The organism is Mycobacterium sp. 1165178.9, assembly GCF_001673555.1.
In the GTDB taxonomy this organism is placed as follows: Bacteria; Actinomycetota; Actinomycetes; order Mycobacteriales; family Mycobacteriaceae; genus Mycobacterium.
In genome coordinates this window covers 1-24,016 of record NZ_LZMB01000055.1, presented here as the reverse complement: position 1 = coordinate 24,016, position 24,016 = coordinate 1, and the positions used below count along the sequence as shown (strand labels likewise).

Sequence of the window (24,016 nt, the reverse complement as noted above, 5' to 3'; positions counted from 1 at the left end):
GTTTAGTTACCAATAAGAGGCTGGCTTGGCGTCACCGCTAAGCCAGATCCTCAACAGACGCAGATTCGTTGCGGGACAAGTTGATTCCCAGGTTGGCTGCTGCCCGCTCGAGGTCCTCGTCCTCGCCTTCGCGCAGCTCGATCGCCGCACCGTCGCTGGAGAGCACCTCGACGTTGAGGCAGAGCGACTGCAGCTCCTTGAGCAACACCTTGAAGGACTCGGGAATGCCCGGCTCCGGGATGTTCTCGCCCTTCACGATCGCCTCGTAGACCTTGACCCGGCCGACGGTGTCGTCGGACTTGATGGTCAACAGCTCCTGCAGCGTGTACGCCGCGCCGTAGGCCTGCATGGCCCAGCACTCCATCTCACCGAAGCGCTGGCCACCGAACTGCGCCTTACCACCCAGCGGCTGCTGCGTGATCATCGAGTACGGGCCGGTGGAACGGGCGTGGATCTTGTCGTCCACCAGGTGGTGCAGCTTCATGATGTACATGTAGCCGACGGTCACCGGGTACGGGAACGGCTCACCGCTGCGGCCGTCGAACAGCACCGCCTTGCCGTCGCCGTTGACCATGACCTCACCGTCGCGGTTGGGCAGCGTGCAGGACAGCATGCCGGCCAGCTCTTCCTCCTTGGCGCCATCGAACACCGGCGTCGACACGATCTGGTTCGGCTGCGCGTGCAGCAGCTGCTCGGGCAGGTTGACCGCCCAGTCGGGCGAACCGTCGATGTTCCAGCCGGACTTGGCCACCCACCCGAGGTGGGTCTCCAGGATCTGGCCGATGTTCATCCGTCGGGGCACACCGTGGGTGTTCAGGATGATGTCGACCGGGGTGCCGTCCGGCAGGAACGGCATGTCCTCCTGCGGCAGGATCTTGCCGATGACGCCCTTGTTGCCGTGGCGTCCGGCGAGCTTGTCGCCGTCGGAGATCTTGCGCTTCTGGGCCACGTAGACGCGCACCAGCTCGTTGACGCCGGCCGGCAGCTCGTCGTCGTCCTCGCGGGAGAACACGCGGATGCCGATGACCTTGCCCGACTCGCCGTGCGGCACCTTCAAGGAGGTGTCGCGAACCTCGCGGGCCTTCTCACCGAAGATCGCGCGCAGCAGCCGCTCCTCCGGGGTCAGCTCGGTTTCACCCTTCGGGGTGACCTTGCCGACCAGGATGTCGCCGTCGCGAACCTCGGCACCGATGCGCACGATGCCGCGCTCGTCCAGGTCGGCCAGCACCTCATCGGAGACGTTCGGGATGTCCCGGGTGATCTCCTCGGCGCCCAGCTTGGTGTCGCGGGCGTCGATCTCGTGCTCTTCGATGTGGATCGAGGTGAGCACGTCCTCCTCAACCAGCCGGTTGGAGAGGATGATCGCGTCCTCGTAGTTGTGGCCTTCCCACGGCATGATCGCCACGAGCAGGTTCTTGCCCAGCGCCATCTCACCGTTCTCGGTGCAGGGACCGTCGGCGATGACCTGGCCGGCCTCGACCCGCTCCCCCGCGTCGACGATCGGCGACTGGTTGGCGCAGGTTCCGTGGTTGGACCGCTCGAACTTGCGCATCCGGTAGGTGTGCCGGGTGCCGTCGTCGGCCATCACGGTGATGTAGTCAGCGGAGACCTCCTCGATCACCCCGGCCTTGTCGGCCACGACCACGTCGCCGGCGTCGATCGCCGCGCGCAGCTCCATGCCGGTACCCACCAGCGGCGCCTCGCTGCGCACCAGCGGAACCGCCTGGCGCTGCATGTTGGCACCCATCAGGGCACGGTTGGCGTCGTCGTGCTCGAGGAACGGGATCATGGCCGTGGCCACCGACACCATCTGGCGCGGCGACACGTCCATGTAGTCCACCTCGGACGAGGGCACGTACTCGACCTCGCCCGCCTTCCGGCGGACCAGGACGCGTGCCTCTTCGAACCGGCCCTTGGCGTCGATCGGCGAGTTGGCCTGCGCCACCACGTGGCGGTCCTCCTCGTCGGCGGTCAGGTAGTGGATCTCGTCGGAGACCACACCGTCGACCACCTTGCGGTACGGCGTCTCGATGAACCCGAACGGGTTGACCCGGGCGTACACCGACAGCGAGCCGATCAGACCGATGTTCGGGCCTTCCGGGGTCTCGATCGGGCACATGCGGCCGTAGTGCGACGGGTGGACGTCACGGACCTCCAGGCCGGCGCGCTCACGGGACAGACCACCGGGGCCCAGCGCCGACAGACGACGCTTGTGGGTCAGCCCCGACAGCGGGTTGTTCTGGTCCATGAACTGAGACAGCTGGCTGGTGCCGAAGAACTCCTTGATCGCGGCGACGACCGGCCGGATGTTGATCAGGGTCTGCGGCGTGATGGCCTCGACGTCCTGCGTCGTCATCCGCTCCCGGACCACGCGCTCCATGCGCGACATGCCGACCCGGATCTGGTTCTGGATCAGCTCGCCCACGGTGCGCAGCCGGCGGTTGCCGAAGTGGTCGATGTCGTCGGTCTCCACCGGCACCTCGATGCCGCCGGGGACGGTCATCGTGGCCTGGCCCTCGTGCAGGCGGACCAGGTATTCGATGGTGGCGACGACGTCTTCCTCGGTCAGCGTCGACGACGTGATCGGCTCGCCCGCGTGCAGGCCCAGCTTCTTGTTGACCTTGTAGCGGCCGACGCGGGCCAGGTCGTAGCGCTTCTCCTTGAAGAACAGGTTCTCCAGCAGGGTCTGCGCGGACTCCTTGGTCGGCGGCTCGCCCGGACGCAGCTTGCGGTAGATGTCCAGCAGCGCCTCGTCGGTGCCGGCGGTGTTGTCCTTCTCCAGCGTCGACATCATGATCTCGGAGAAACCGAATCGCTCCGTGATCTGTTCGCTGGTCCAGCCCAGCGCCTTGAGTAGCACGGTGACGGGCTGGCGACGCTTGCGGTCGATGCGGACGCCGACGGTGTCGCGCTTGTCGACGTCGAACTCCAGCCACGCGCCGCGGCTCGGGATCACCTTGACGCTGTGCAACAGCTTCTCGGTCGACTTGTCGATGCTCTCGTCGAAATACACACCGGGCGAGCGGACCAGCTGGCTGACCACCACACGCTCGGTGCCGTTGATGATGAAGGTGCCCTTCTCGGTCATCATCGGGAAGTCGCCCATGAACACCGTCTGGCTCTTGATCTCGCCGGTGTTGTTGTTGATGAACTCGGCCGTGACGAACAACGGGGCCGCGTACGTCATGTCCTTGTCTTTGCACTCGTCGACCGGCGCCTTGACCTCGTCGAATCGCGGGTCGGAGAACGACAGCGACATCGAGCCGGAGAAGTCCTCGATCGGCGAGAGCTCGTAGAGAACCTCTTCCAGGCCACCCACCGGGGTCACGTCCCCGCGTGCGGCGGCGGCCTCACGCCACCGCGGCGCGCCGATCAACCACTCGAAGGAGTCGATCTGCACGTCAAGCAGCCCCGGAACCTCGAGCGGTTCGCGGAGCTTGGCGAAGGAAACTCGGTTGGGGGCTCCAGGCACGGAGCCGTTTGAGGAACTTCCGTTAGAGGAACTTTGTGGGCGATCCGTCTTGCTCTGGCGGAAATCTGCCAAGATGCATCCTTCCAGCACCTCGTGCGACTCACAAAGACCGGGACCACCGGCCAGCTCGCCGCGAATTGTGTCGGTTCGGCCGGCGGACGATCTGTCCGGATCTCACGCGCAACTAGAACTAAGCCGGTTGAGGGGCTCAGGCTTAGACCACGGTGTCAGGTGGCGGGTGAGGTGGGCAGGAGGTAGCCAGCGCAACGTCCAACAATAGCGCAGGACGGCGCATTCCTCAACTGCCCAGCATTAGCAGTCCAGGGACATCGGCGCTGGCTGGCATCTCGACTTACCACTGGATACATGCTGCCCAACAGACTGGCCCGTTTACGGCCCGTCGTCAAGAGGGCGGGCCGGGAGTGTTACGCGGAGTTATCGCGGAACCCGGCGGACACCGGGCACTAGTCGCCGAACTCGTGCGACCGGAACTTGTGGGTCCCTTCGAGGTCGTCGAGGATGGCGGCCTGCGCGTTCTTGGGCAGGGTGTGCAGGATCTCGCGCACCCGGGCCTGGCGGCGGGCGACGGCCTTGCGCTCGGGCATGCCGGGGGTGGCGGTGATCTGCGGCGGGACGCCCTCGATCTCCTCGACACCACCGGCGTGGTGACCGGCGTCGAGCAGGGCCTGCTCCTCGGCCATGGTCGCCTCGTCCTTTTCCTCGGACATGCCGATCGGTCCGATCCGGCGGCCGTTGAGGAACTGCCGGACGACGGGCTCGTCGCTGGTCAGTAGCACCTCGCGCGGGCCGAACATGACCAGCTTGCGGCGGAACAGCATGCCCATGTTGTCCGGGACGGTGCGGGCGATGTTGATGTTGTGGGTAACGATCAGCACCGTGGCGTCGATCTGGGCGTTGATGTCGAGGATCAACTGGCTCAGGTAGGCGGTACGGACCGGGTCCAGACCGGAGTCGGGCTCGTCACAGAGGATGATCTGCGGGTCCATCACCAGGGCGCGGGCCAGGCTGGCGCGCTTGCGCATACCACCGGAGATCTCTCCGGGGAACTTCTTCTCGTCGCCGCCGAGACCGACCAGGGTCAGCTTCTCCATGACGATGTCACGGATCTCGCCTTCCTTCTTCTTGGTGTGCTCGCGCAGCGGGAACGCCGCGTTGTCGAACAGGTTCATCGAACCGAACAGGGCGCCGTCCTGGAACATGACGCCGAACAGCGTGCGGATCTCGTAGAGCTCCTTGGCCGAACACTGCAGGATGTCGGTGCCGTCGATGACGACCGACCCGCGCTCGGGTCGCAACAAACCGATCAGGGACTTCAGGAAAACCGATTTGCCGGTACCCGATGGCCCGAGTAGGACGCTGACCTCCCCGGCGGGGATTTCCAGCGTCACGTCTTCCCAAATCCTCGAGGAACCGAAGGACTTCGTGAGTCCATTCACCTCGATAGCGACGCCCATGGGGAATCCTTCCGTCGACAGTCGTGCCCGCCACCTGCCCTTTTATGTGGCATGAGTCACTGTAGCGCACGCCTGCCACACGGCATCAGGGATGCGAACGACAGCGGCAAAAATTGGCCGTCCTGAGATCACGCGGAAGCCCGTACGGCACGACTTATTTGACGCACGTGTTAGCCAGTGGGCGCCCAGTTGCCGTGAAAGCCCATCGGCACCCGCTGGGGCAAGTGGATGGTGGCCACCTGCTCGAGCGACTGCGCGTCCAGCAAAACCAGTTGGCCTTCGTCGTGGTCGCGGTGATAGCCGAACCCCATCAGGATGCCGTCGTCCTCAGCGCGGGCCGCGGGGTTGGGCACAAAGGACATCTCGCCGAGTAAAAGGCCGGCATCGAGCGCAGCAACCTCGCACGACCCGGTCTCATAGTCGTGCTTGTACAGCGCGGTGGACATCTCGGACGCCCCGTTCGAGAGGTAGCCGCCGTCGGTGCCGATGGCATAGCCGAATCGGTGCCGCCCGCCCAGCAGGCCCTCGTTGATGCGCGGAAACTCCTGCGGGCGATCGTCGCGGCGTTCGCTGGTCACCGCCCCGGTCGCGAGGTTGACGGTCCAGCGGTCCAGCGTCGGCCGGCTGTCGCCGGGGCCGCGCAGGTCGCGGTCGAACATCCGCGAGTAGCTGACCACATCGAGCACCAAAACCTCGGCGCCACCGCGCATCTCGGAGTAGGCGTTCAGCGGGTGATAGACGTAACACGGCTCGATGTCGAACCAGCGGATGTCCTTGTTGCCGCCCTCGCGCGGCATGACTCCGATGCGCGCCGGGTAGTCAGGATTCCAGCGGTAGGGCATCCGGCTGATCGGCTCGCGATTGTTGTTGATCATCGTGGTCACCGGACTGGGAACCCGGACGCGTCCGATCAATGACTGCATAACGAGCCGGGCCGGCAAACTCAACCAACGCGGCACGTTCGTCGGCATCACCTGCACGGGATCGAACGTCACCGGAAGGTCGTAGATCACCACGTATTTGTCGGTCAGGGAGAAATCGTGCATCATCGGCGACCCCGACACCTCGATGTCGACGGTCCGACGAGCCCGTCCCGAGGTGTCGATCACCGAGTACTGCACGGTCCGCCCGCGGGTGAACGCGTAAGACACCGCGTGCAATTCGCCGGTGCGGGGATCGCGGTGCGGATGGGCGGTGTAGCCCCCGGACAGGGTGCCGTCGAAGTCGCACGGCCCGTCGGTGTCCAGCTCCTCGGTCAGCCGGTAGTTCGCCCCGCCCCCCTCGACGAGCGCAAGCGTTTGACCGGCGTGTTCCAGCACGTTGGTGTTGGGGCCGACGGAGAGCATCCCGGCGCGCGGGTTCAGCCCTTGGGGCGCCGGCTCATGCAATGCTCTGCACACGTGCGCGGTGCGCACCCAGCGGTTGCGATACCAGAGGGCCTGCCCGTCGCGCAGCGCGACCCCGTGCACCATGCCGTCACCGCTGAACCAGTGGTAGACCGCCGGGTCCACCTCGGCGACGGGGTTCGGCCCGTTGCGCAGGTAGCGGCCGTCGAGGTGTTCGGGGATGCGTCCGGTGACGCGCAGATCGTGCGCGGTGACTTCCGCGCTCACCGGCGCCAGGAAGTCCTCGAGGTACGGATTGCCGGGCTTCGCGGCTGTCGTGGTCACCATGGCTGAGCTCCTATAACATTGTTATTTCGGCGTTATTGGCACGCTACGCTTCCGATGGGAAGATGGCAACGATGACTTCAGACGTTCAGCGCAGCGTTCGGGAAGAGATGCTGCACGCCGCGGTCGGCCTGCTCGATGAGCACGGGCCCGACGCCCTGCAGACACGCAAGGTGGCCGGCGCCGCAGGGACCTCCACGATGGCGGTGTACACCCACTTCGGCGGGATGCGCGGGCTGATCGCCGAGATGGCCGAGGAGGGACTGCGGCAGTTCGACGCCGCGCTGACGGTGCCGCAGACCGACGACCCGGTCGCCGATCTATTCGTCGTCGGTGCGGCCTACCGCCGCTACGCCATCCGGCGCCCGCACATGTACCGGCTGATGTTCGGCAGCACCAGCGCACACGGCATCAACGCGCCCGCCCATAACGTCCTGACACTGACGGTCGCCGAGATCGAGCGGCGCCACCCCAGCTTCGCCCACGTGGTGCGCGGGGTGCATCGGTGCATGCTGGCCGGCCGAATCACCGTGGGCGCCCCCGACGACGATGCGTCCGTCGTGGCCACCGCGGCCCAGTTCTGGGCGCTGATCCACGGGTTCGTCATGCTGGAGCTGGCCGGCTACTACGGTGACGACGACTCGGCGGTCCTACCGGTGCTTACCGCGATGACTACGAATCTGCTTGCCGCCCTTGGGGATTCACCCGAGCGAGTGGCGCAGTCGCTGCAGTCGGCCAGGCGCTGAACGCGCGAAACCCCCGGGACGGCGATCCCGGGGGTCTGCGCGCACTGACTTACTTGACGGTGACGGTGGCGCCGGCGGCCTCGAGCTTGGCCTTGGCCTCGTCGGCGGCCTCCTTGGCCACCTTCTCCAGCAGCGGCTTGGGCGCGCCGTCGACCAGGTCCTTGGCCTCCTTGAGGCCGAGGCCGGAGACGATCTCGCGGACCACCTTGATGACGCCGATCTTCTTGTCACCGGCGGCCTCGAGGATCACGTCGAACTCCGACTGCTCCTCGGCGGCCTCGGCGGGCGCACCACCGGCGGCGCCACCACCGGCGGCGGCAACGGCGACCGGGGCGGCCGCGGTGACCTCGAAGGTCTCCTCGAACTTCTTCACGAAGTCGGAGAGCTCCAGCAGGGTCATTTCCTTGAAGGCGTCGAGCAGGTCGTCGGTAGACATCTTTGCCATGGGTATGGGTCCTTCCTTGTTTTTTCCAGGTTCCGGGGGTGGTTTGTGTTATTCGGCTTCGGCCGGGGTTTCCGGCGCCTCAGTGGGTGTTTCCGACGCTGGTTCTCCGGTGGCCTCCGCGGCGGGCGCAGGCTCTGCCGGAGCTGCCGGCCCCTCTGCGGCCTTCTTCTCTTGCAGGGCGGCCGCGAGGCGGGCGACCCCGGACGCCGGAGCGTTGAACAGCCCGGCCGCCTTGGCCAGGTTGCCCTTCATCGCGCCCGCCAGCTTGGCCAGCAGCACCTCGCGCGACTCGAGGTCGGCGATGCGCTCGACTTCGGCGACCGTCAGCGCCCGGCCGTCCATGTAGCCGCCCTTGATGACCAGCGCCTTGTGGTCCTTGGCGAAGGTCTTGATGGCCTTGGCGGCGTCGACCGGTTCCCCGCTGACGAACGCGATGGCCGTCGGGCCGGCGAAGAGCTCGTCGAGCCCCTCGACCCCGGCCTCCGAGGCCGCGCGCTTGACCAGCGTGTTCTTGGCCACCGAGTAGGTGGCCGCCCCACCCAGCGAGCGCCGCAGCTCGGCCAGGTTGGCGACGGTCAGACCGCGGTACTCCGTGATCAGGGTCGCGGTCGCTTCCTTGAACTGCTCGGCAATGTCTGCAACGGCGGCGGCCTTGTCAGCCCTGGCCATGCCTACCTCCTGAAGTGAAAGTCAATGCGACGTGTCGTCTCGATTCCCCGAAGAACGACGAACGCCCCGGCGCAGAAGCGGCCGGGGCGTGAAAAGACGCCGGCGCGGGCCGGCGCTGATGCCTCGTCCTCCTGCGTGGGCCGCCGGGATGCTCCCGGACCTTCAACCGATTGCTCGGTGACCGACGGTCTTCGGTGGATCGGCTAACACAATAGCGTGGCCCCGCGCGATCAGCCAAAACGGCCGCCTCAGGTAACGGCGAGGGCCAGCAGGACGAACACCGCCAGCAGCAGGATCACCCGAGCGCGGTGCCGTCGATCCCAGCGGGCGGCGAGCTCGCGGGACAGCTCGCCGGTGCTCGGCCATTTCGCGATGCGGTTGTTGATCGGCACCAGCAGGGTCACCGTCAGCAGTATCACCGCGGCCATCAGGCCGGCGGCGATGCCGCACAACCAGTCGCGCTGCTCGCCGCGCTCCTGCACGGCGAGGGCGGCCACCACCAGCAGGACGACGGCGTACCAGAACGGCATCGTCGTGCCCAGCGCTCGCGCGGCACCGCCGCGGGCCGCGCGGAAGCCGTCGTCGGGCAGCCGCGCGATGAGCGGGTGGAAGAAGACCGCGACCCCCAGCTCCACGCCGACCAACAGTCCGGTGATCACAACCGCGAGCGCGTCGATGCTGTTGTTCATGGCAACGACACTGGCGGTTATGCTGACAAATATCAAGGTACTGACAAATTAGTCAGCGGAGGTGCTCGTGGCCGTATCCAAGAAGGAAGTCAGCGACTGCCCGATCGACGCGGCGCTGTCGGTGATCGACGGCCGCTGGAAGGGCACCATCCTGTGGCGGCTGTGCGACGGCCCCATGCGCACCGCCGAGCTGCGGCGCAGCATTCCCGGCATCACCGAGCGCATGCTCATCCGGCACCTGCATGAATTGGTCGACGCCGGGATCATCGAGCGCCACGACGCGCGCACGGTGCCGCCGTGTGTGCATTATTCGATTTCCGAATACGGCAGGACGCTGGGCCCGGTGCTGGCGAGCCTGTGCGACTGGGGCCGAAAGCACATGCAGCGGGTCAGCTGAGGCCCGCGAGCCGGGCCGCACCGATCAGCCCGGCGTCACCGCCGAGCTCGCCCGGCACCACGCGCAACCCGGACAAGAAGTCCAGGCCGGCGTATTCGGCGAGCTTCGCCCGCAGCGGGTCGAAGAGCAGCGGCCCGGATTTGGCGACGCCTCCCCCGATCACCACGAGATCCAGATCACACACCGCGCCGACCGAGGCGATCGTCGCGGCCAGCGCGTTGGCCCCATGGTGGAATGCCTGCTGGGCCAACGGGTCTCCGGCCACCGCCGCGGCGGCCAGGTCGCTGGCGCCGGCGCCGGGCGGCGCTGGCCAGCCGTTCTCTCGCGCCCGACGCACCATCCACGGCCCGGAGGCGACGGTCTCCACGCAACCGTGACCACCGCAGGCGCAGGGCCGGCCGTCCAGTTCGACCACCACGTGCCCGACGTGACCCGCGTTGCCGGTGCGCCCCGAGTATGGGACGCCGTCGAACACCAGTCCGCCGCCCACCCCGGTGGAGACCACCATGCCCAGCATGAATTGGGCGTCCGCGTCTCTCCCCGCTCCAATCCAGTGCTCAGCCAGGGCCATACAGACGCCGTCACCGGCCAGCACCACGGGTAGTCCGGGCACCGACGCGGCGACCCTGTCGCGCAACGGAAAACGGTCCCAGCTGTCGATGTTGATCGGACTGACGGCTCCGCCGCGCAGATCGATCGGCCCGGCCGACGCGATCCCGACGGCGCCGACCGGAGAGTCCGCGGCCTGCAGCGCGTCGGTGATCATCGCGTCGACGACGGCCCAGACGTCCTCGGCGGCGGGCGTGATCGGCGTGGGGCGGACGGCGGTGTACACCAGCTTTCCACCCGAATCCGCGAGCGCGACAGCGATTTTGGTGCCGCCGATGTCCAGGCTGAGGGTGAGCACGGCGCTCAGTGCCGGTGAGTGTTGTCGGGTTGGCGAGGGTCGCCGGGATGCTCGTAACCGGGTGCCAGCTCGACCAGCGCGGCGCGGCGCGCGTCCAGCCACAGCCGGAAGGCGCGCCGCCGTGCGGCGCCACGCAGATGCTCTTCGATAGCCGATCGCACCTCGTGCAGCGGTGCTGCCGCTAACGCCGTTGTGCGCCAGCCGTGTTCGCCCTGTTGCGGCGCGGCGAAGCGAAGCGGATTGCGGGCGTGATAGGCGGCCACATCGGTGTCGGAAACCCGCACCGCGTCGGTGACCTCGGCGAACAACGCACGGGCACGCGGGTCGGCCAGCGCCGCCGCGGCGACGCTGCCGATCTCCAGCCGGGCCGTCACGTCGGGCAGCAACTCGGCCTCCGACGGCGCGCCGCGTCCGCTCAGCCCGCGCGCGGCCACCTCGGCGGCGACCACCCGCTCGGTGACGATCAGTTGGGTCAGCCAGCGCCGCAGTTGGCGGCCCTCGCTGGTGCCGCTGACCGGCAGGCCGGCCGCGAAGCGCGAGGTGCGCAGGCGCGCTTCGGCGTCGTCGAGCACGCCCACCGCAACGGGCACCCCGGCAACGGTCGCTATCGGCTCGACGCTCATGTCACCGTCACTTTCACCGCCGGCGAGTAAACCAGTCGGCCGGCGCAGCCGATCCGCACCAGCGCCCACCACTGGCCGGGTTCCAGCCAGGCCGGCGGTGTCAGCTGGAAGCGTAGGTCGACGGTGGCGCGGGCGGGTAACACCGCGCCGAGCGCGCCGGGACCCATCCATTCCCAGGTGCCCCACGGGCCGATCAGATGCGCCTCCAGATTCAGGTCGGCGCAGGCGTGGCTGCCCACCGTGAGGGTCAGGGTGCCCGCTTCGCCGGCTTCGAGCCTGACCTCGGTGGGACCGTCGGCCAGGTAGACGAGCTCACCGGCTGCCGCGCCCACCGTCACCACGCAGACATCCTCGACGGGCTGGCGCCAGCAGGCCGGGACCTCGTCGCCGGTGAGGCGCAGTTCGGCGTGGACCGGGTACAGGCCGGGTTCGGCGCGCGCCGGGACAGACACCACCACGTCGGTGTGCAGGTGGTCGCCGCTGGGCAGGGCGAAGGGCAGCTCGGCGGGCGTGGCCGTCCAGCCGTCCGGACACCGCAGGGTGACCGTGCCGCGCAGCGTGGCGTCGGTGCTGTCGCTGGCCGCGGTGAGGCGCAACGTCACCGCGTCGCCGGCCTCCCCGGTCACCCGCGGCGGGTGCAGGTGGGCGACCGCCGGCAGCCCGCCAAGCGGCGCGGGGCCGCGATTGTGCAGCCAGTACCGCGCGTACAGCGGCTGCGCGGCCTCGGCGTGCTGGACCGGGTCGGGGGCGCCGGTCGCTGCCCGGGTCGCGCCGAAGCGGGCCAGCACGGTCGCCACCTGGTAGCCGTGCAGCTCGACCGAGGACACGGGTTCGGGATGCGTTTCCAGCAGATCGGCGCGCTGCAGGTCGCTTACCGCCGCGACGTCGGAGTCGATGACGACGCGGGCGCCCGCGCCGGTGGTTTCCACCAAGCGCAACGTGACCGCGTTCGGGTCCAGCGGCGCCCCGCTGCCCGCGGCCAGCGGGTTGCCCGCGGCCTTGAGCGCGGCCAGCTGAACCGATTCGGCGGGCTCCACGCGCAGCAGCGACCCCGCCGGCGGCAGCGATGCCCTTCGGCTGCCCGATGCGACGGCGAGCAGCGGTTGGGAGAACTGCGCACTGCGGGTGGGGATCTCGGCCCGCCGCCAGTCGCCGGCCCCGCTGACCAGCGCGTAATCGAACGTGTGGGTCCAGTGCTGCAGTTGGAAGTTGGACCCGTCCGGCGCGGTGCGGCGCGGGTCGTCGATCCAGATGCCCGACGGCCAGCCGGTGCAGGATCGCATCAGCGCGGTGTGCAGCGTGCCCTCGGTGTCGACGGCGAAGCTGGGCACCCCGCGGTTGAGCACGGCGACGGTGCGGTCCTCGAAGACGCCCGTCCCCGAGGGCGCTTGCTGCGACACGGTGATCTCGGCGTCGCCGAGGTCGTCGGCCACGGCGGCGATCGCGGCCCGTAGGCCGGCCTCGTCGTGGCCGTCGATGACCAGCACCGGCAGCGCGCGGAGCGCACGCAGGTCGGCGTCGGGCAGCCACACGTCGTCCAGCGGTGTGGCGGCCGGCACCCATACCCGGGCCCGGCCGGTCGCCACCAACTGGCGCTTCAGTTCTGCGGCGTACGCCGGGGCGTCGGCCAGCACGGCCGCGGCGAAGGCGTTGCGGGCGGGCCCGCCCAGCGCGATGCGGACGTCGGGCAGATTGGAATCGACCTCGAGGTTGCCGTAGCGCGGCTTGTCCGCGGAGCTGCAGGTGGCCGTGACGCCGGCGCGGACCAGCGCGACCATCAGCTCCCGGGCCAGCGGACCGGACACCGCCTCGGCCGGCGAAACCACCTCGGCAACGGACATCGCCCGCACGCCGGTGTCCGAAAAACGGACCCGGGCCGCCGAGGACAGGCCGAACCAGCCGTACGCCGGGTTGTCCAGGGTCCACAGGTGCTCGGCGGTGTCCACCGAGCGGGGGCCGTCGTGCAGCAGCGCAAACCCGCGGCCGACGACGGCGTCACCCACCTCGCTGACCGGCATGGCGCCCGGCACCGGGCACGGCCAGCGCAGCCGCACCAGCTGATCGGCGCCGCTGAACTCGTCGATCGTGGTGCGGCAATCCACCCGTGCGATGCCGTGCCACAGTGTCAGGGTCTGGGTGTAGCGCAGCAGCCCGCCGATCCGGCCGTGCACCACCACCCGCTGACCGAGCGGCCCATGGAAAGCCTGCACCCGCGCGGGACCCTCGGACGAGCACACCACCGGCCCCTTGGGCAGCAGATGCCACGGGCCCTCGCCCTGGTTCGGGTGCGCCGGATACTCCTCGTAGACGGCCAGCTCGTTGCCCACCCGCCCGTCGGCGATCAGCTCGCGTCCGTCCTGGGTCAGCGAGGCGACTCCCCCGCCGCGCGCCGGGTCGACCTGGGCGCGGTAGTGCTCGTTAGCGATCACAGATCCCGCCACCGGTTCCCAGCCGGCCGGCCGGCCTCCTGCGCCGGGCACCAGCCGAAACGCCCGCCAGCCCAGCGACGGCACCTCGCGCGCCAGCCAGCTCACCGACCTGCCGTCGTGCTCGACGTGCGCCGCCAGCTCGACACCGTCGGCGCCGAGCACCCGAACCCGGGCGCCCAGCGGCGGGTCGAGGCGCACGGTCACGACGTCGGTGCGCGGGCAAGTCAACGGATTCCACACGACCACGTCGCCGTCAATCGCGCCGGACAGCGATGCCAGCGAGTTGTCGCGGGCCGCGCGGCCCAGCTCCCAGGCGTCACGCCATCCGGTCAGCAGGTCGAGGTACACCTGGTCGGATTCCGAGCCGGTTATGGCGTCGTGGTGTGCGCCGTAGACCAGCTGCACCCAAGCCTTGGCCAGGGCGGCCTGTGGATACTGGGCGCCCGTCAGCAGCCCGGCGAACACCGCGAAGCGCTCGGCCTGCAGCACGGCGTTCTCCGCGGACCGGTTGGCCTGCTTGGTGTCGATGTAGGACACGTCCTTGCCGGTGTAGATCGGGTTCATGTCCCGGGTCTGGGGCGATGGTTCTCGAGGCGCGTAGCGCCCATCCGCGAGTTCGGCGCGCACCGCCGCGAAGAACTCGCACGGCAGCGCGCACACGAACCGCGGCCAGGTGTAGCGCGCGGCCCAGTCCCGGTGGATCTCGGTGACCCACTTGTTGGGCGGGGTGTAGTCGGTGCCGACGGGCAGCAGCACATTGCGCGTCAGTGCAACCTTTTTGAGCTGATCGAAGAGTTCGTACGTGGCGCTCTCGGCCTCGCCCAGTGACGGCGCGGAATCCATCCACCAGCCCGCCGAATAGTGCGCGGGCATGTAGTGGGTGAGCAGGCCGCGGCCCGACGGCGAGATCCACTCGAACTCGCTGCAGAACTGCATCCGCTCGACGCCGCGCGGTTCCGGGCCGCTGTCGGGGCCGCCGTGGACGGGACCCCACTGGTGGTGCGGTCCCCTGGCCCATGAACTCGACGTCAGCCCCGCGTCGGCGGCCATCCCGGGGAATTGCGGATCGTGGCCGAACGCGTCCAGCTGCCACGCGGTGGCCGGGTTCGCTCCCACGACATGCCGCTGAAATCCCATGCCGTGCACCAGGTTTCGAATGGTCGTCTCGGGGCTGGTGAGGTTGGTGTTGGGTTCGTTGTAGGTGCCGCCCATCACCTCGACGCGGCCCTGGTCGATGAACCGGCGCAGATCGGCCCGGTCCTCGGGGCGGGTGTCCCAGTACGGCTTGAGGTAATCGACCTCGGCCAGCACGAACTTGTACTCGGGGTCGCGGCGCGCCATCTCCAGATGCGCATGCACCAGGTCGAAGCCATTGGTCTGGCGGGCCCGCCCCGGCGGGTCCTCGGCCCACTCGCTGGTATAGGCGCCCTGGGTGTTCCACCACACCGGGTCGTAGTGAAAGTGGCTGACCATGAACATGGTCCAGCCCGGTTCCGCCACGGTGAACTCGAACGGCAGCCGCTGACCGCCGGCGTGCGCTCGCGCGGGCCGGACCTGCCCGGCGACCGGGTCCTCGACGGCCACCGCGATCTCGACGAGCTCGTCGCCAATGTCGGCGACCGCCTCCCCGGTCAGACCGTCCCCGTCGATGCGGACCCGCGTCGGTTTGGTACACCCGACAAGACCGAGGCGCACCAGTTGCAGCGGCGTCTCGGGCGGTCCGACGAACAGCTCGGTCGAGGCCACCGAAGTCACCTGCATGCCCGCACCTTACGGCGACGCAGGATGGCTGGAAAGGTGACCGTTATGGCGGATCTGACGACCCAACTGGCTGACCAACTCGACTGGCACTGGCGCAATCAACTGCGCCGACGCGTGGACGGCCTGACCGACGACGAGTACTTCTGGCAACCGGTGCCCGACTGCTGGACCGTGCATCCGGACGGGTCAATCGACTTCGCGTTCCCGACGCCCACCCCCGCGCCGTTCACCACAATCGCGTGGCGCATGGCGCACATCATCGTCGGCGTCTTCGCGATGCGCGCCCATCACCATTTCGGCGGACCGGCCGCCGATTACCAGAGCTGGGACTATGCGACCGACGCCGCCACCGCGCTGCACCAACTCGACCAGGCGTATGCGGCGTGGATCAACGGCGTGCGGTCGCTGTCCGCCGGGGACCTGACCCGCCGCTGCGGTGCGGCCGAAGGACCCTACGCCGACTACCCGCTGAGCGAGCTGGTCTTGCACATCAATAGAGAAGCGATCCACCATGGTGCCGAAATCGCTTGCTTGCGCGACCTTTACGTCCACAGCAGAAGGGATTGAAGATGCCCGCCCTCGCCCCGCCGGTGGCCGACGAACGCAGCGCCCTGCGCGAATTCCTGGCGTACCACCAGAGCGCGTATTTCGCGGTCAGCCACGGCCTCACCGACGACCAGGCCCGTTCCACGCCCTCGGTCAGCGCCCTGTCGATCGGCGGGCTGGTCAAGCACGCCACCGGAATGCAACGCAGCTGGATGGCGCGCGTGGCCGCCGCGCCGGACGCGCCGCCGAAAGACCCCCGCCCGTTCGAGCAGATCGCCGCAGAGTTCGCCGATCAGCACGTGATGCGGCCCGACGAGACGCTGGCCGGGCTGCTGGCGGCGTTCGAGGCGCAGAACGCGACATCGCTGCGGCTGGTGGAGACCGCCGACCTGGACGCGGCGGTGCCGGTTCCGCACGACATCCCATGGTTTCCCAAGGATCAGCAGGCCTGGTCGGTGCGCTGGGCGATCCTGCACGTGATCAACGAGCTGGCCAGGCATGCCGGGCACGCCGACATCATCCGGGAGACGATCGACGGCGCCACCATGTACGAGCTGATCGCCGCGCGGGAGGGCTGGGCGATCGAGGGCTGGGTGCAGCCCTGGAACAGTGAGGAAAGCAGTCGGCGCCCGAGTTGACGATTGGGATTCATCCGTGCGGGTTTGGCACACTGCACTGATGAGCTCTACCAAACATCGAGAGGGGGCCAAGCTCGACCGGGTGCCGTTGCCGGTCGAAGCGGCCCGGGTAGCCGTGACGGGTTGGCAGGTCACCCGCACGGGCGCTCGCATCCTCACCAAGCTGCCGGGTAGGGGTCCGTGGCAGCAGAAGGTGATCAAGCAGCTGCCGCAGACCTTCGCCGACCTGGGACCGACGTACGTCAAGTTCGGGCAGATCATCGCGTCCAGTCCCGGGGCGTTCGGCGAGTCCTTGTCCCGGGAGTTCCGCGGCCTGCTCGACCGGGTGCCGCCCGCCGATTCCGGCGAAGTGCACAAGCTCATCGTCGAAGACCTCGGCGGCGACCCGTCGGAGTTGTTCGCCAAATGGGACGAGACGCCGTTCGCGTCGGCGTCCATCGCGCAGGTGCACTACGCCACCCTGCACACCGGCGAGGAGGTGGTCGTCAAGATCCAGCGGCCGGGCATCCGGCGCCGGGTCGCGGCCGACCTGCAGATCCTCAAGCGTTTCGCACAGGCCGTCGAACTGGCCAAGCTGGGCCGCCGGCTTTCGGCGCAAGACGTGGTCGCCGACTTCTCCGACAACCTGGCCGAGGAGTTGAACTTCCGGCTGGAGGCCCAGTCGATGGAGGCCTGGGTGTCGCACCTGCACGCCTCCCCGCTGGGCAAGAACATCCGGGTGCCGCAGGTGTTCTGGGATTTCACCAGCGACCGGGTGCTGACCATGGAGCGGGTGCAGGGCATCCGGATCGACGACGTCGCGGCCATCCGTAAGGCCGGGTTCGACGGCGTCGAGCTGGTCAAGGCGCTGCTGTTCTCGCTGTTCGAGGGTGGGCTGCGGCACGGGCTGTTCCACGGCGACCTGCACGCCGGCAACCTCTACGTCGACGACCAGGGCCGCATCGTCTTCTTCGATTTCGGCATCATGGGCCGCATCGATCCCCGCACCCGCTGGCTGCTGCGCGAGCTGGTGTACGCGCTGCTGGTCAAGAAGGACCACGCCGCGGCGGGCAAGATCGTGGTGCTGATGGGCGCCGTCGGCACCATGAAGCCCGAGGCCGAGGCCGCCAAGGACCTGGAGAAGTTCGCGACCCCGCTGACCATGCAGACGCTGGGCGACATGTCCTACGCCGACATCGGCCGGCAGTTGTCGACGCTGGCCGACGCCTACGACGTCAAGCTCCCCCGCGAGCTGGTGCTGATCGGCAAGCAGTTCCTTTACGTCGAGCGGTACATGAAGCTGCTGGCGCCCAGGTGGCAGATGATGTCGGATCCGCAACTGACGGGCTATTTCGCGAACTTCATGGTCGAAGTCAGCCGCGAGCACTCCTCCGACGTCGAGGTCTGATGGAGGTCCGCACCGGGAACGCCACGTCAGGCGACTTGAAGCTGTACTACGAGGACATGGGCGACATCGACGACCCGCCCGTGCTGCTCATCATGGGGCTGGGCGCCCAGCTGCTGCTGTGGCGAACGGCGTTCTGCGAGAAGCTGGTCGGCCAAGGCCTGCGCGTCATCCGGTACGACAACCGCGACGTCGGCCTCTCGAGTAAGACCCAGCGTCGCGGCGCCGGGCAGCCGCTGGTGACGCGGTTGGCCCGCTCCTTTGTGGGTCTGCCGAGCAAAGCGGCGTACAAGCTAGAGGACATGGCCGACGACGCTGCGGCCGTGCTCGATCACCTGGGCATCGAGCAGGCGCACATCGTGGGCGCTTCGATGGGCGGCATGATCGCCCAGATTTTCGCCGGGCGATTCCAGCAGCGGACGAAATCACTCGCAATCATCTTCTCCAGCAACAATTCGGCGTTCCTGCCGCCCCCCGGGCCTCGCCAATTGCTGGCGCTCATCAAGGGACCGGCGCCGAGCTCCCCGCGCGACGTGATCATCGACAACGCCATTCGCGTCAGCAAGATCATCGGCAGCCCGCGATATCTGGCTTCCGAGGAGCAACTGCGGGCGGAGGCCATCGAAAGCTACGAGCGGAGCTACTACCCGTGGGGCGTCGCCCGGCACTTCGACGCCGTGCTGGGCAGCGGCAGCCTGCGTCGCTACAACCGCCAGACCACCGCACCCACCGTGGTGATCCACGGCCGGGCCGACAAGCTGATGCGCCCGTCCGGCGGGCGCGCCGTGGCGCGGGCGATCGATGGGGCCCGACTGGTGACATACGACGGCATGGGTCATGATCTTCCACAGCAGTTGTGGGATCAGGTGATCGGCGTGCTAGCGAAAAACTTCAATGAGGCGCGCTAGCCAAAAACATTTGATGCAAAACGCATCCCCGTGATTTTCGGTACATGTCGCAGGGTTGTACGGTTGGCACAGAAGGGTGGGTGTCGCAAATGGCCAAGCTGAGGCCGTATTACGAAGAGTCGCAGGCGACCTACGACATTTCGGACGACTTCTTCGCGCTGTTCCTCGACCCGAACATGGTGTACACCTGCGCCTACTTCAAGAACGACGACATGACCCTGGAAGAGGCGCAGCTCGCCAAGATTGATCTGGCGCTGGACAAGATGCAACTCGAGCCGGGAATGACCGTGCTCGACGTCGGATGCGGCTGGGGCGGCGCCGTGGTCCGGGCGGTGGAGAAGTACGACGTGAATGTCATTGGCATCACGCTGAGCCGCAACCACTACGCGCGCACCAAGGCGCGGCTGGCGGCGATCCCGACGACACGGCGCACCGAGGCCCGGTTGCAGGGCTGGGAAGAATTCGACGAGCAAGTCGATCGAATCGTCAGCTTCGAGGCCTTCGACGCATTCAAAAAAGAACGTTGGCCCGCGTTCTGGGATTGGGCTTATAAGACCCTTCCCGACGGGAGCCGAATGCTGATGCACAGCATTTTCACGCACCCGCAGAACTACTGGCACGAGCACGGCATCACGATCACGATGTCGGATCTGCGATTCTTGCGCTTCCTCGGCAAGGAAATCTTCCCCGGGGGGAACATGTGCGGCGAGCCCGATATCGTCGACAATTCCCGAGCCAGCGGATTCACGCTCGAGCACACCCAATATCTGCAACCGCATTACGCGCGCACGCTCGACATGTGGGCGGCCAATCTCGCGGCAAATCGCGAACGCGCCATCGCGATCCAGTCCGAAGAGGTCTACGAGCGGTTCATGCGCTATCTGACCGGCTGCGCGGAGCTTTTCCGCAAAGGCATCTCCAACGTGGCCCAGTACACGCTCACCAAATAGCGCCAGGCCAGGCCGCGCCGACACGTCCCCGTCGGGGTGGGTCGGCGTGAGTCAGTTCACCCTGGAAAAGTAGACTTCATGTCTGCGGCCGGGACCGCGACGCGCACGTGCACCCTTTCGGATTCACGTCTCGACGTTGGGTATCGTTGCTGGTCACACGCGACCCCCGCCGGTGCGTGCGCGGATCGCAGGAAGTGCACCTCATCGGAGGAGAACAGGACGAAAATGGCTGAGCAACCGACTAGCCCGACGAAGACGCGGACGCGTTCGGAGGACATCCAGGCGCATTACGACGTCTCCGACGACTTCTTCGGTCTGTTCCAGGACCCGTCCCGGATCTACAGCTGCGCCTACTTCGAGCGCGACGACATGACCCTGGAAGAGGCCCAGTACGCCAAGATCGATCTCAACCTGGACAAATTGGACCTCAAGCCGGGCATGACGCTGCTCGACATCGGCTGCGGGTGGGGCACCACCATGAAGCGCGCGGTCGAGCGATTCGACGTCAACGTCATCGGCCTGACGCTGTCCAAGAACCAGCACGCCCGCGCCGAGGCGTTGCTCGGTTCGATCGACAGCGAGCGCTCGCGCCAGGTTCGCCTGCAGAACTGGGAGGACTTCAACGAGCCCGTCGACCGCATCGTGTCGATCGAGGCCTTCGAGCACTTCGGTCACGAGAACTACGACGACTTCTTCAAGCGGACGTTCGACATCATGCCCGACGACGGCCGGATGACCGTGCAAAGCAGCGTCAGCTACCACCCGTACGACCTGGCGGCGCGCGGCAAGAAGCTGAGCTTCGAGACGGCGCGGTTCATCAAGTTCATTGTCACCGAGATCTTCCCGGGCGGCCGGTTACCGTCCACCCAGATGATGGTCGACCACGGCGAGAAGGCGGGATTTGTTGTGCCCGAACCGCTTTCACTGCGGCCGCACTACATCAAGACGCTGCACATCTGGGGCGACACGCTCGAGTCGAACCGGGACAAGGCCATCGAGGTCACCTCGGAAGAGGTTTACAACCGCTACATCAAGTATCTGCGCGGCTGCGAGCACTACTTCACCGAGGAGATGCTCGATGTCAGCCTGGTGACCTACCTCAAGCCGGGAGCCGCCGCCTGATTCACTGTCGGATCGGCGCTGCGGCGTTCGTCGAATGGGTAGAGAGTGGAGCACGGGGCTTCGCTCACAACCGGAGGTGACGAACATGCAGTACTTCGCGCTGTTGATCAGCCAAGAGCAAGACCGCACACCCGACGATGCGGCCGCCGCGATGGCGGAATGGGAGAACTTCCACGCCAAAGCCGGCCCCGCGATCAAGTCTGGAGATGCACTGGCTCCCGCCGCCGCAGCGGCGGTCATCACCGGCGGCCCGGACGCGCCGGTGGTCACCGACGGGCCCTTTGCCGAGACCGCGGAGGTGGCCTGCGGCTACTACTTGTTCGAGGCGGAAAACCTCGACGAGGCGCTGGCGCTGGCGCGCGACGTCCCGCTCGCCGCGTTCGGGGCCGTGGAAGTGTGGCCTACGGTCCACTCAGTTGAGCTGTCCCGCAAGCTCACCGGCAACGACTGGCTCGCGCTGCTGCTGGAGCCGCCCGCCTCCGCCCACACGCCGGGCACACCGGAGTGGGAGGCGGTGGCAGCCAAGCACGCCGACCTCCACGCGGCCGCGGGCGATCACATCATCGGCGGTGCCGCGTTGCACGATCGATCCACGGCGACGACCGTGCGCGTGCGCAACGGCGAGGTGCTGATCACCGACGGGCCATACGTGGAGGGCGCCGAAATCGCTACCGGGATCTACCTGCTGGGCGCCGCAGACCGCGACGAGGCCGTCAAGATCGCGTCGATGATCCCCGCCTCGACGGTGCAGTTGCGGCAGCTGGCTGGAGTCTCGGCCCTCTAAGAGCATGGCGAACCTGGACGGCGTCTTCCGCCGGGAATGGGGACCCGCCGTGGCCGCCCTCGCTCGGTGGTCCGGTGACCTCACCGTCGCCGAAGACGCCGTCCAGGAGGCCTGCGCCGAAGCGCTGCGCACCTGGCCGCACGATGGGGTGCCCGCCAACCCGGGCGGCTGGCTGGTAACAGTCGGCCGTAACCGGGCGCGGGACCGGCTGCGCCGCGAGTCCGCGCGTCCCGGAAAGGAATTGGCGGCTGTGCTGGACGACGTCAGGGCGCGTACCGATCGCACCGACCCGCATCCGGTTCGCGACGACGAGTTGCGGATGATGTTCACCTGCGCCCACCCGGCGCTGGACCGGCAGTCGCAATTGGCCCTGACGCTGCGGCTGGTCTCCGGTTTGACCGTCGGCGAGATCGCGCGTGCGCTGCTGCAGACCGAGGCGGCCATCGGTCAGCGAATCACGCGCGCCAAGAACAAGATTCGGCACGCCAACATCCCGCTGCGGGTGCCACCGCCGGAGTTGCTGCCCGAACGCACCCCGCACGTGTTCGGTTGCGTCTATTCGGTGTTCACCGAGGGCTACTGGTCGACCGCGGGACCGTCGGCCATCCGGGACGACCTGTGTGACGAAGGGATCCGGCTGGGCGCGGAGTTGTGCGCGCTGCTGCCCGACGAGCCGGAGGCGCACGCCTTATCCGCCCTGATGCTGCTGCATGATTCGCGGCGCGCGACCCGGGTGGACGATACCGGGATGCTGGTGCCGCTCGAGGACCAGGACCGGCGCCGGTGGGACCGCGGGCGCATTTCGCGCGGGCTCGACCGGTTGCGGCGCGCCCAGGGGTCGACGGGCGCCTATCTGCCCCAGGCGGTGATCGCCGCGCTGCATGCCACGGCGCCGTCCTGGGAGCAGACCGACTGGGTGAGGATCTGCGCCGCCTACGACCGGCTGTTCAGACTGACCGAATCGCCGGTAGTGGCCGCCAATAGGGCGCTGGCGATCGGATTCCGCGACGGCCCCGACGCCGGCTTGGCCGCCCTGGACAAGGTGGCACACGACCCGCGGCTAACCCGCTCCAATCTCGTCGCGACTGTGCGCGCGGACCTGCTGCGGCGCGCGGGGAGAACCGCCGCAGCCCTCGACTGGTATCGAGTGGCGTTCCAGGCCAATGGATCCGACCCCGGCCGCGCGTTTCTGCGGCGCCGCATCGTCGAGTGCGGGGGTTAGCCCTCCGAGAAGTTGCGGGTGACGGCCGGGTCGACCGGGATGCCCGGTCCGGTGGTCGTCGAGACCACGATCTTGCGCAGGTAGCGGCCCTTGGAGGCGGACGGCTTGAGCCGCAGCACCTCGTCCAGCGCGGCGCCGTAGTTCTCGGCCAAGGCCTTCTCGTCGAACGAGGCCTTGCCGATCACGAAGTGCAGGTTGGCCTGCTTGTCGATGCGGAAGTTGATCTTGCCGCCCTTGATGTCGGCGACGGCCTTGGCGACGTCGGGAGTCACAGTGCCCGTCTTGGGGTTCGGCATCAGGCCGCGGGGACCGAGCACGCGAGCGATGCGACCCACCTTGGCCATCTGGTCCGGGGTGGCGATCGCGGCGTCGAATTCCAGCCAGCCGCCCTGGATCTTCTCGATCAGGTCGTCGCTGCCCACGATGTCGGCGCCGGCGGCCTGGGCCTGCTCGGCCTTGTCGCCCACCGCGAACACCGCGACGCGGGCCGTCTTGCCGGTGCCGTGCGGGAGGTTGACCGTGCCACGGACCATCTGGTCGGCCTTGCGCGGGTCGACGCCGAGCCGGATCGCCACCTCGACGGTCGAGTCCTGCTTGCTCGACGACGTCTCCTTGGCGAGCTTGGCCGCCTCCAGCGGGGTGTAGAGGTTGTCGCGGTCCACCTTCTCGGCGGCGGCGCGGTATGCCTTGCTGTTCTTGCTCATTGATTCATCCAATCGTGTTGGGTCGTGGTTGGAAGCGGGCCGAAGCTGGCCCTCCCACGGTGGTGATGCGGGTATTACTCGACGGTGATACCCATCGACCGGGCGGTACCGGCGATGATCTTGGCCGCCGCGTCGATGTCGTTGGCGTTCAGATCGGCCTTCTTGGTCTCGGCGATCTCCTTGACCTGATCCCAGCTGACCTTGGCGACCTTCGTCTTGTGCGGCTCGGCCGATCCCTTGCCCACACCGGCGGCCTTGAGCAGCAGCTTGGCGGCGGGCGGCGTCAACATCATGGAGTTCTGCAAGGCATACAACGCTGCCACGGAGAACCAGCGCGGCAACGTCATCCCGGTGGAGATCACGGTCTACGAGGACCGCAGCTTCACCTTCGCGCTCAAGACGCCGCCCGCCGCCAAGCTGCTGCTCAAGGCCGCCGGTGTGGGCAAGGGATCGGCCGAGCCGCACAAGACGAAGG

20 protein-coding genes and 2 pseudogenes are annotated in these 24,016 nt (G+C 67.8%); 11 read left to right on the top strand and 11 right to left on the bottom strand.

Annotation, left to right across the window (positions count from 1 at the left end; all coding sequences use genetic code 11):
* Positions 1-37 precede the first annotated feature (37 nt).
* From A5652_RS02820 to A5652_RS02810, 3 genes are all read right to left on the bottom strand, one after another.
* Positions 38-3,544, bottom strand: a complete 3,507-nt coding sequence (locus A5652_RS02820) for a DNA-directed RNA polymerase subunit beta (RefSeq protein WP_156745121.1) — start codon at positions 3,542-3,544, stop codon at positions 38-40.
* Positions 3,545-3,936: 392 nt separating this feature from the next.
* The gene (locus tag A5652_RS02815; RefSeq protein WP_065121948.1) at positions 3,937-4,947 is read right to left on the bottom strand and encodes an ABC transporter ATP-binding protein; all 1,011 of its coding nucleotides are present in this window, start codon (positions 4,945-4,947) and stop codon (positions 3,937-3,939) included.
* Between the two features lie 170 nt (positions 4,948-5,117).
* Positions 5,118-6,620 carry a carotenoid oxygenase family protein gene (locus A5652_RS02810; protein WP_067346419.1) on the bottom strand — a complete coding sequence of 501 codons (1,503 nt, stop codon included), beginning with the start codon at positions 6,618-6,620 and terminating at the stop codon, positions 5,118-5,120.
* Positions 6,621-6,691: 71 nt separating this feature from the next.
* On the opposite strand from A5652_RS02810, the gene A5652_RS02805 reads away from it, so the two are divergent.
* Positions 6,692-7,363: a TetR/AcrR family transcriptional regulator gene (locus A5652_RS02805; protein WP_067346409.1), complete on the top strand. Its 672-nt coding sequence runs from the start codon at positions 6,692-6,694 to the stop codon at positions 7,361-7,363.
* 49 nt (positions 7,364-7,412) lie between these two features.
* Here the strand turns inward: A5652_RS02805 and rplL are convergent, their stop codons facing one another.
* The 3 genes from rplL to A5652_RS02790 all read right to left on the bottom strand — a co-directional run bounded on the left by rplL (position 7,413) and on the right by A5652_RS02790 (position 9,166).
* A complete protein-coding gene (gene rplL / locus A5652_RS02800; protein ID WP_065121950.1) occupies positions 7,413-7,808 on the bottom strand; it encodes a 50S ribosomal protein L7/L12 in 396 nt (131 codons plus the stop codon).
* A 48-nt stretch (positions 7,809-7,856) separates the two neighbouring features.
* The gene (gene rplJ, locus A5652_RS02795; RefSeq protein WP_067346406.1) at positions 7,857-8,477 is read right to left on the bottom strand and encodes a 50S ribosomal protein L10; all 621 of its coding nucleotides are present in this window, start codon (positions 8,475-8,477) and stop codon (positions 7,857-7,859) included.
* Positions 8,478-8,725: 248 nt separating this feature from the next.
* Positions 8,726-9,166 carry a DUF1772 domain-containing protein gene (locus A5652_RS02790; protein WP_065121952.1) on the bottom strand — a complete coding sequence of 147 codons (441 nt, stop codon included), beginning with the start codon at positions 9,164-9,166 and terminating at the stop codon, positions 8,726-8,728.
* 67 nt (positions 9,167-9,233) lie between these two features.
* On the opposite strand from A5652_RS02790, the gene A5652_RS02785 reads away from it, so the two are divergent.
* Positions 9,234-9,563 carry a helix-turn-helix domain-containing protein gene (locus tag A5652_RS02785; protein WP_065122070.1) on the top strand — a complete coding sequence of 110 codons (330 nt, stop codon included), beginning with the start codon at positions 9,234-9,236 and terminating at the stop codon, positions 9,561-9,563.
* On the opposite strand, the gene A5652_RS02780 is transcribed toward A5652_RS02785, so the two are convergent.
* Genes A5652_RS02780 through A5652_RS02770 form a run of 3 tightly spaced genes read right to left on the bottom strand, consistent with a single transcriptional unit; the run spans position 9,556 to position 15,283 of the window.
* Positions 9,556-10,470, bottom strand: coding sequence for an ROK family protein (locus A5652_RS02780; protein WP_067346405.1), 915 nt, complete (start codon positions 10,468-10,470; stop codon positions 9,556-9,558). The genes A5652_RS02785 and A5652_RS02780 overlap by 8 nt on opposite strands.
* 5 nt (positions 10,471-10,475) lie before the next feature.
* Entirely contained in the window at positions 10,476-11,093 is a 618-nt protein-coding gene (locus A5652_RS02775) for a malonyl CoA-ACP transacylase (protein WP_067346404.1), read from the bottom strand.
* The gene (locus A5652_RS02770) at positions 11,090-15,283 is read right to left on the bottom strand and encodes an NEW3 domain-containing protein (RefSeq protein ID WP_067346403.1); all 4,194 of its coding nucleotides are present in this window, start codon (positions 15,281-15,283) and stop codon (positions 11,090-11,092) included. Before A5652_RS02770 ends, A5652_RS02775 begins: the two co-directional genes overlap by 4 nt.
* Before the next feature lie 45 nt (positions 15,284-15,328).
* On the opposite strand from A5652_RS02770, the gene A5652_RS02765 reads away from it, so the two are divergent.
* From A5652_RS02765 to A5652_RS02730, 8 genes are all read left to right on the top strand, one after another.
* Entirely contained in the window at positions 15,329-15,850 is a 522-nt protein-coding gene (locus A5652_RS02765) for a DinB family protein (protein ID WP_067346401.1), read from the top strand.
* A gap of 23 nt (positions 15,851-15,873) precedes the next feature.
* Positions 15,874-16,467, top strand: coding sequence for a DinB family protein (locus A5652_RS02760; protein WP_067346453.1), 594 nt, complete (start codon positions 15,874-15,876; stop codon positions 16,465-16,467).
* A gap of 40 nt (positions 16,468-16,507) precedes the next feature.
* Entirely contained in the window at positions 16,508-17,854 is a 1,347-nt protein-coding gene (locus tag A5652_RS02755; protein ID WP_067346397.1) for an AarF/ABC1/UbiB kinase family protein, read from the top strand.
* Positions 17,854-18,759, top strand: a complete 906-nt coding sequence (locus A5652_RS02750) for an alpha/beta fold hydrolase (protein WP_067346394.1) — start codon at positions 17,854-17,856, stop codon at positions 18,757-18,759. Before A5652_RS02755 ends, A5652_RS02750 begins: the two co-directional genes overlap by 1 nt.
* 89 nt (positions 18,760-18,848) lie before the next feature.
* Entirely contained in the window at positions 18,849-19,709 is an 861-nt protein-coding gene (locus A5652_RS02745) for a cyclopropane mycolic acid synthase family methyltransferase (protein WP_067346392.1), read from the top strand.
* A gap of 225 nt (positions 19,710-19,934) precedes the next feature.
* Positions 19,935-20,831, top strand: coding sequence for a hydroxymycolate synthase MmaA4 (gene mmaA4, locus A5652_RS02740; protein WP_067346390.1), 897 nt, complete (start codon positions 19,935-19,937; stop codon positions 20,829-20,831).
* Positions 20,832-20,916: 85 nt separating this feature from the next.
* Positions 20,917-21,615: a YciI family protein gene (locus A5652_RS02735; RefSeq protein WP_067346382.1), complete on the top strand. Its 699-nt coding sequence runs from the start codon at positions 20,917-20,919 to the stop codon at positions 21,613-21,615.
* Between the two features lie 4 nt (positions 21,616-21,619).
* Positions 21,620-22,837, top strand: coding sequence for an RNA polymerase sigma factor (locus tag A5652_RS02730; protein WP_067346379.1), 1,218 nt, complete (start codon positions 21,620-21,622; stop codon positions 22,835-22,837).
* On the opposite strand, the gene rplA is transcribed toward A5652_RS02730, so the two are convergent.
* Both rplA and A5652_RS02720 read right to left on the bottom strand, forming a co-directional pair.
* Complete coding sequence (rplA, locus tag A5652_RS02725; protein ID WP_067346377.1) at positions 22,834-23,541, bottom strand: 50S ribosomal protein L1; 708 nt, start codon at positions 23,539-23,541, stop codon at positions 22,834-22,836. The genes A5652_RS02730 and rplA overlap by 4 nt on opposite strands.
* Positions 23,542-23,615: 74 nt before the next feature.
* Positions 23,616-23,825: pseudogene (locus A5652_RS02720) on the bottom strand (50S ribosomal protein L11); the annotation flags it as partial.
* Between A5652_RS02720 and A5652_RS02715 the strand changes: the two are divergent.
* Positions 23,815-24,016, top strand: a pseudogene (locus A5652_RS02715) (50S ribosomal protein L11); the annotation flags it as partial. The pseudogenes A5652_RS02720 and A5652_RS02715 overlap by 11 nt on opposite strands.

Coding starts and splice junctions, on each gene's coding strand:
- A5652_RS02750 (WP_067346394.1), top strand. CDS start 17,854: ATGGAGGTCCGCACCGGGAACGCCACGTCAGGCGACTTGAAGCTGTAC.
- A5652_RS02770 (WP_067346403.1), bottom strand. CDS start 15,283: ATGCAGGTGACTTCGGTGGCCTCGACCGAGCTGTTCGTCGGACCGCCC.
- A5652_RS02790 (WP_065121952.1), bottom strand. CDS start 9,166: ATGAACAACAGCATCGACGCGCTCGCGGTTGTGATCACCGGACTGTTG.
- A5652_RS02745 (WP_067346392.1), top strand. CDS start 18,849: ATGGCCAAGCTGAGGCCGTATTACGAAGAGTCGCAGGCGACCTACGAC.
- rplL (WP_065121950.1), bottom strand. CDS start 7,808: ATGGCAAAGATGTCTACCGACGACCTGCTCGACGCCTTCAAGGAAATG.
- mmaA4 (WP_067346390.1), top strand. CDS start 19,935: ATGGCTGAGCAACCGACTAGCCCGACGAAGACGCGGACGCGTTCGGAG.
- A5652_RS02765 (WP_067346401.1), top strand. CDS start 15,329: ATGGCGGATCTGACGACCCAACTGGCTGACCAACTCGACTGGCACTGG.
- rplA (WP_067346377.1), bottom strand. CDS start 23,541: ATGAGCAAGAACAGCAAGGCATACCGCGCCGCCGCCGAGAAGGTGGAC.
- A5652_RS02755 (WP_067346397.1), top strand. CDS start 16,508: ATGAGCTCTACCAAACATCGAGAGGGGGCCAAGCTCGACCGGGTGCCG.
- A5652_RS02735 (WP_067346382.1), top strand. CDS start 20,917: ATGCAGTACTTCGCGCTGTTGATCAGCCAAGAGCAAGACCGCACACCC.
- A5652_RS02810 (WP_067346419.1), bottom strand. CDS start 6,620: ATGGTGACCACGACAGCCGCGAAGCCCGGCAATCCGTACCTCGAGGAC.
- A5652_RS02815 (WP_065121948.1), bottom strand. CDS start 4,947: ATGGGCGTCGCTATCGAGGTGAATGGACTCACGAAGTCCTTCGGTTCC.
- A5652_RS02805 (WP_067346409.1), top strand. CDS start 6,692: ATGACTTCAGACGTTCAGCGCAGCGTTCGGGAAGAGATGCTGCACGCC.
- A5652_RS02775 (WP_067346404.1), bottom strand. CDS start 11,093: ATGAGCGTCGAGCCGATAGCGACCGTTGCCGGGGTGCCCGTTGCGGTG.
- rplJ (WP_067346406.1), bottom strand. CDS start 8,477: ATGGCCAGGGCTGACAAGGCCGCCGCCGTTGCAGACATTGCCGAGCAG.
- A5652_RS02730 (WP_067346379.1), top strand. CDS start 21,620: ATGGCGAACCTGGACGGCGTCTTCCGCCGGGAATGGGGACCCGCCGTG.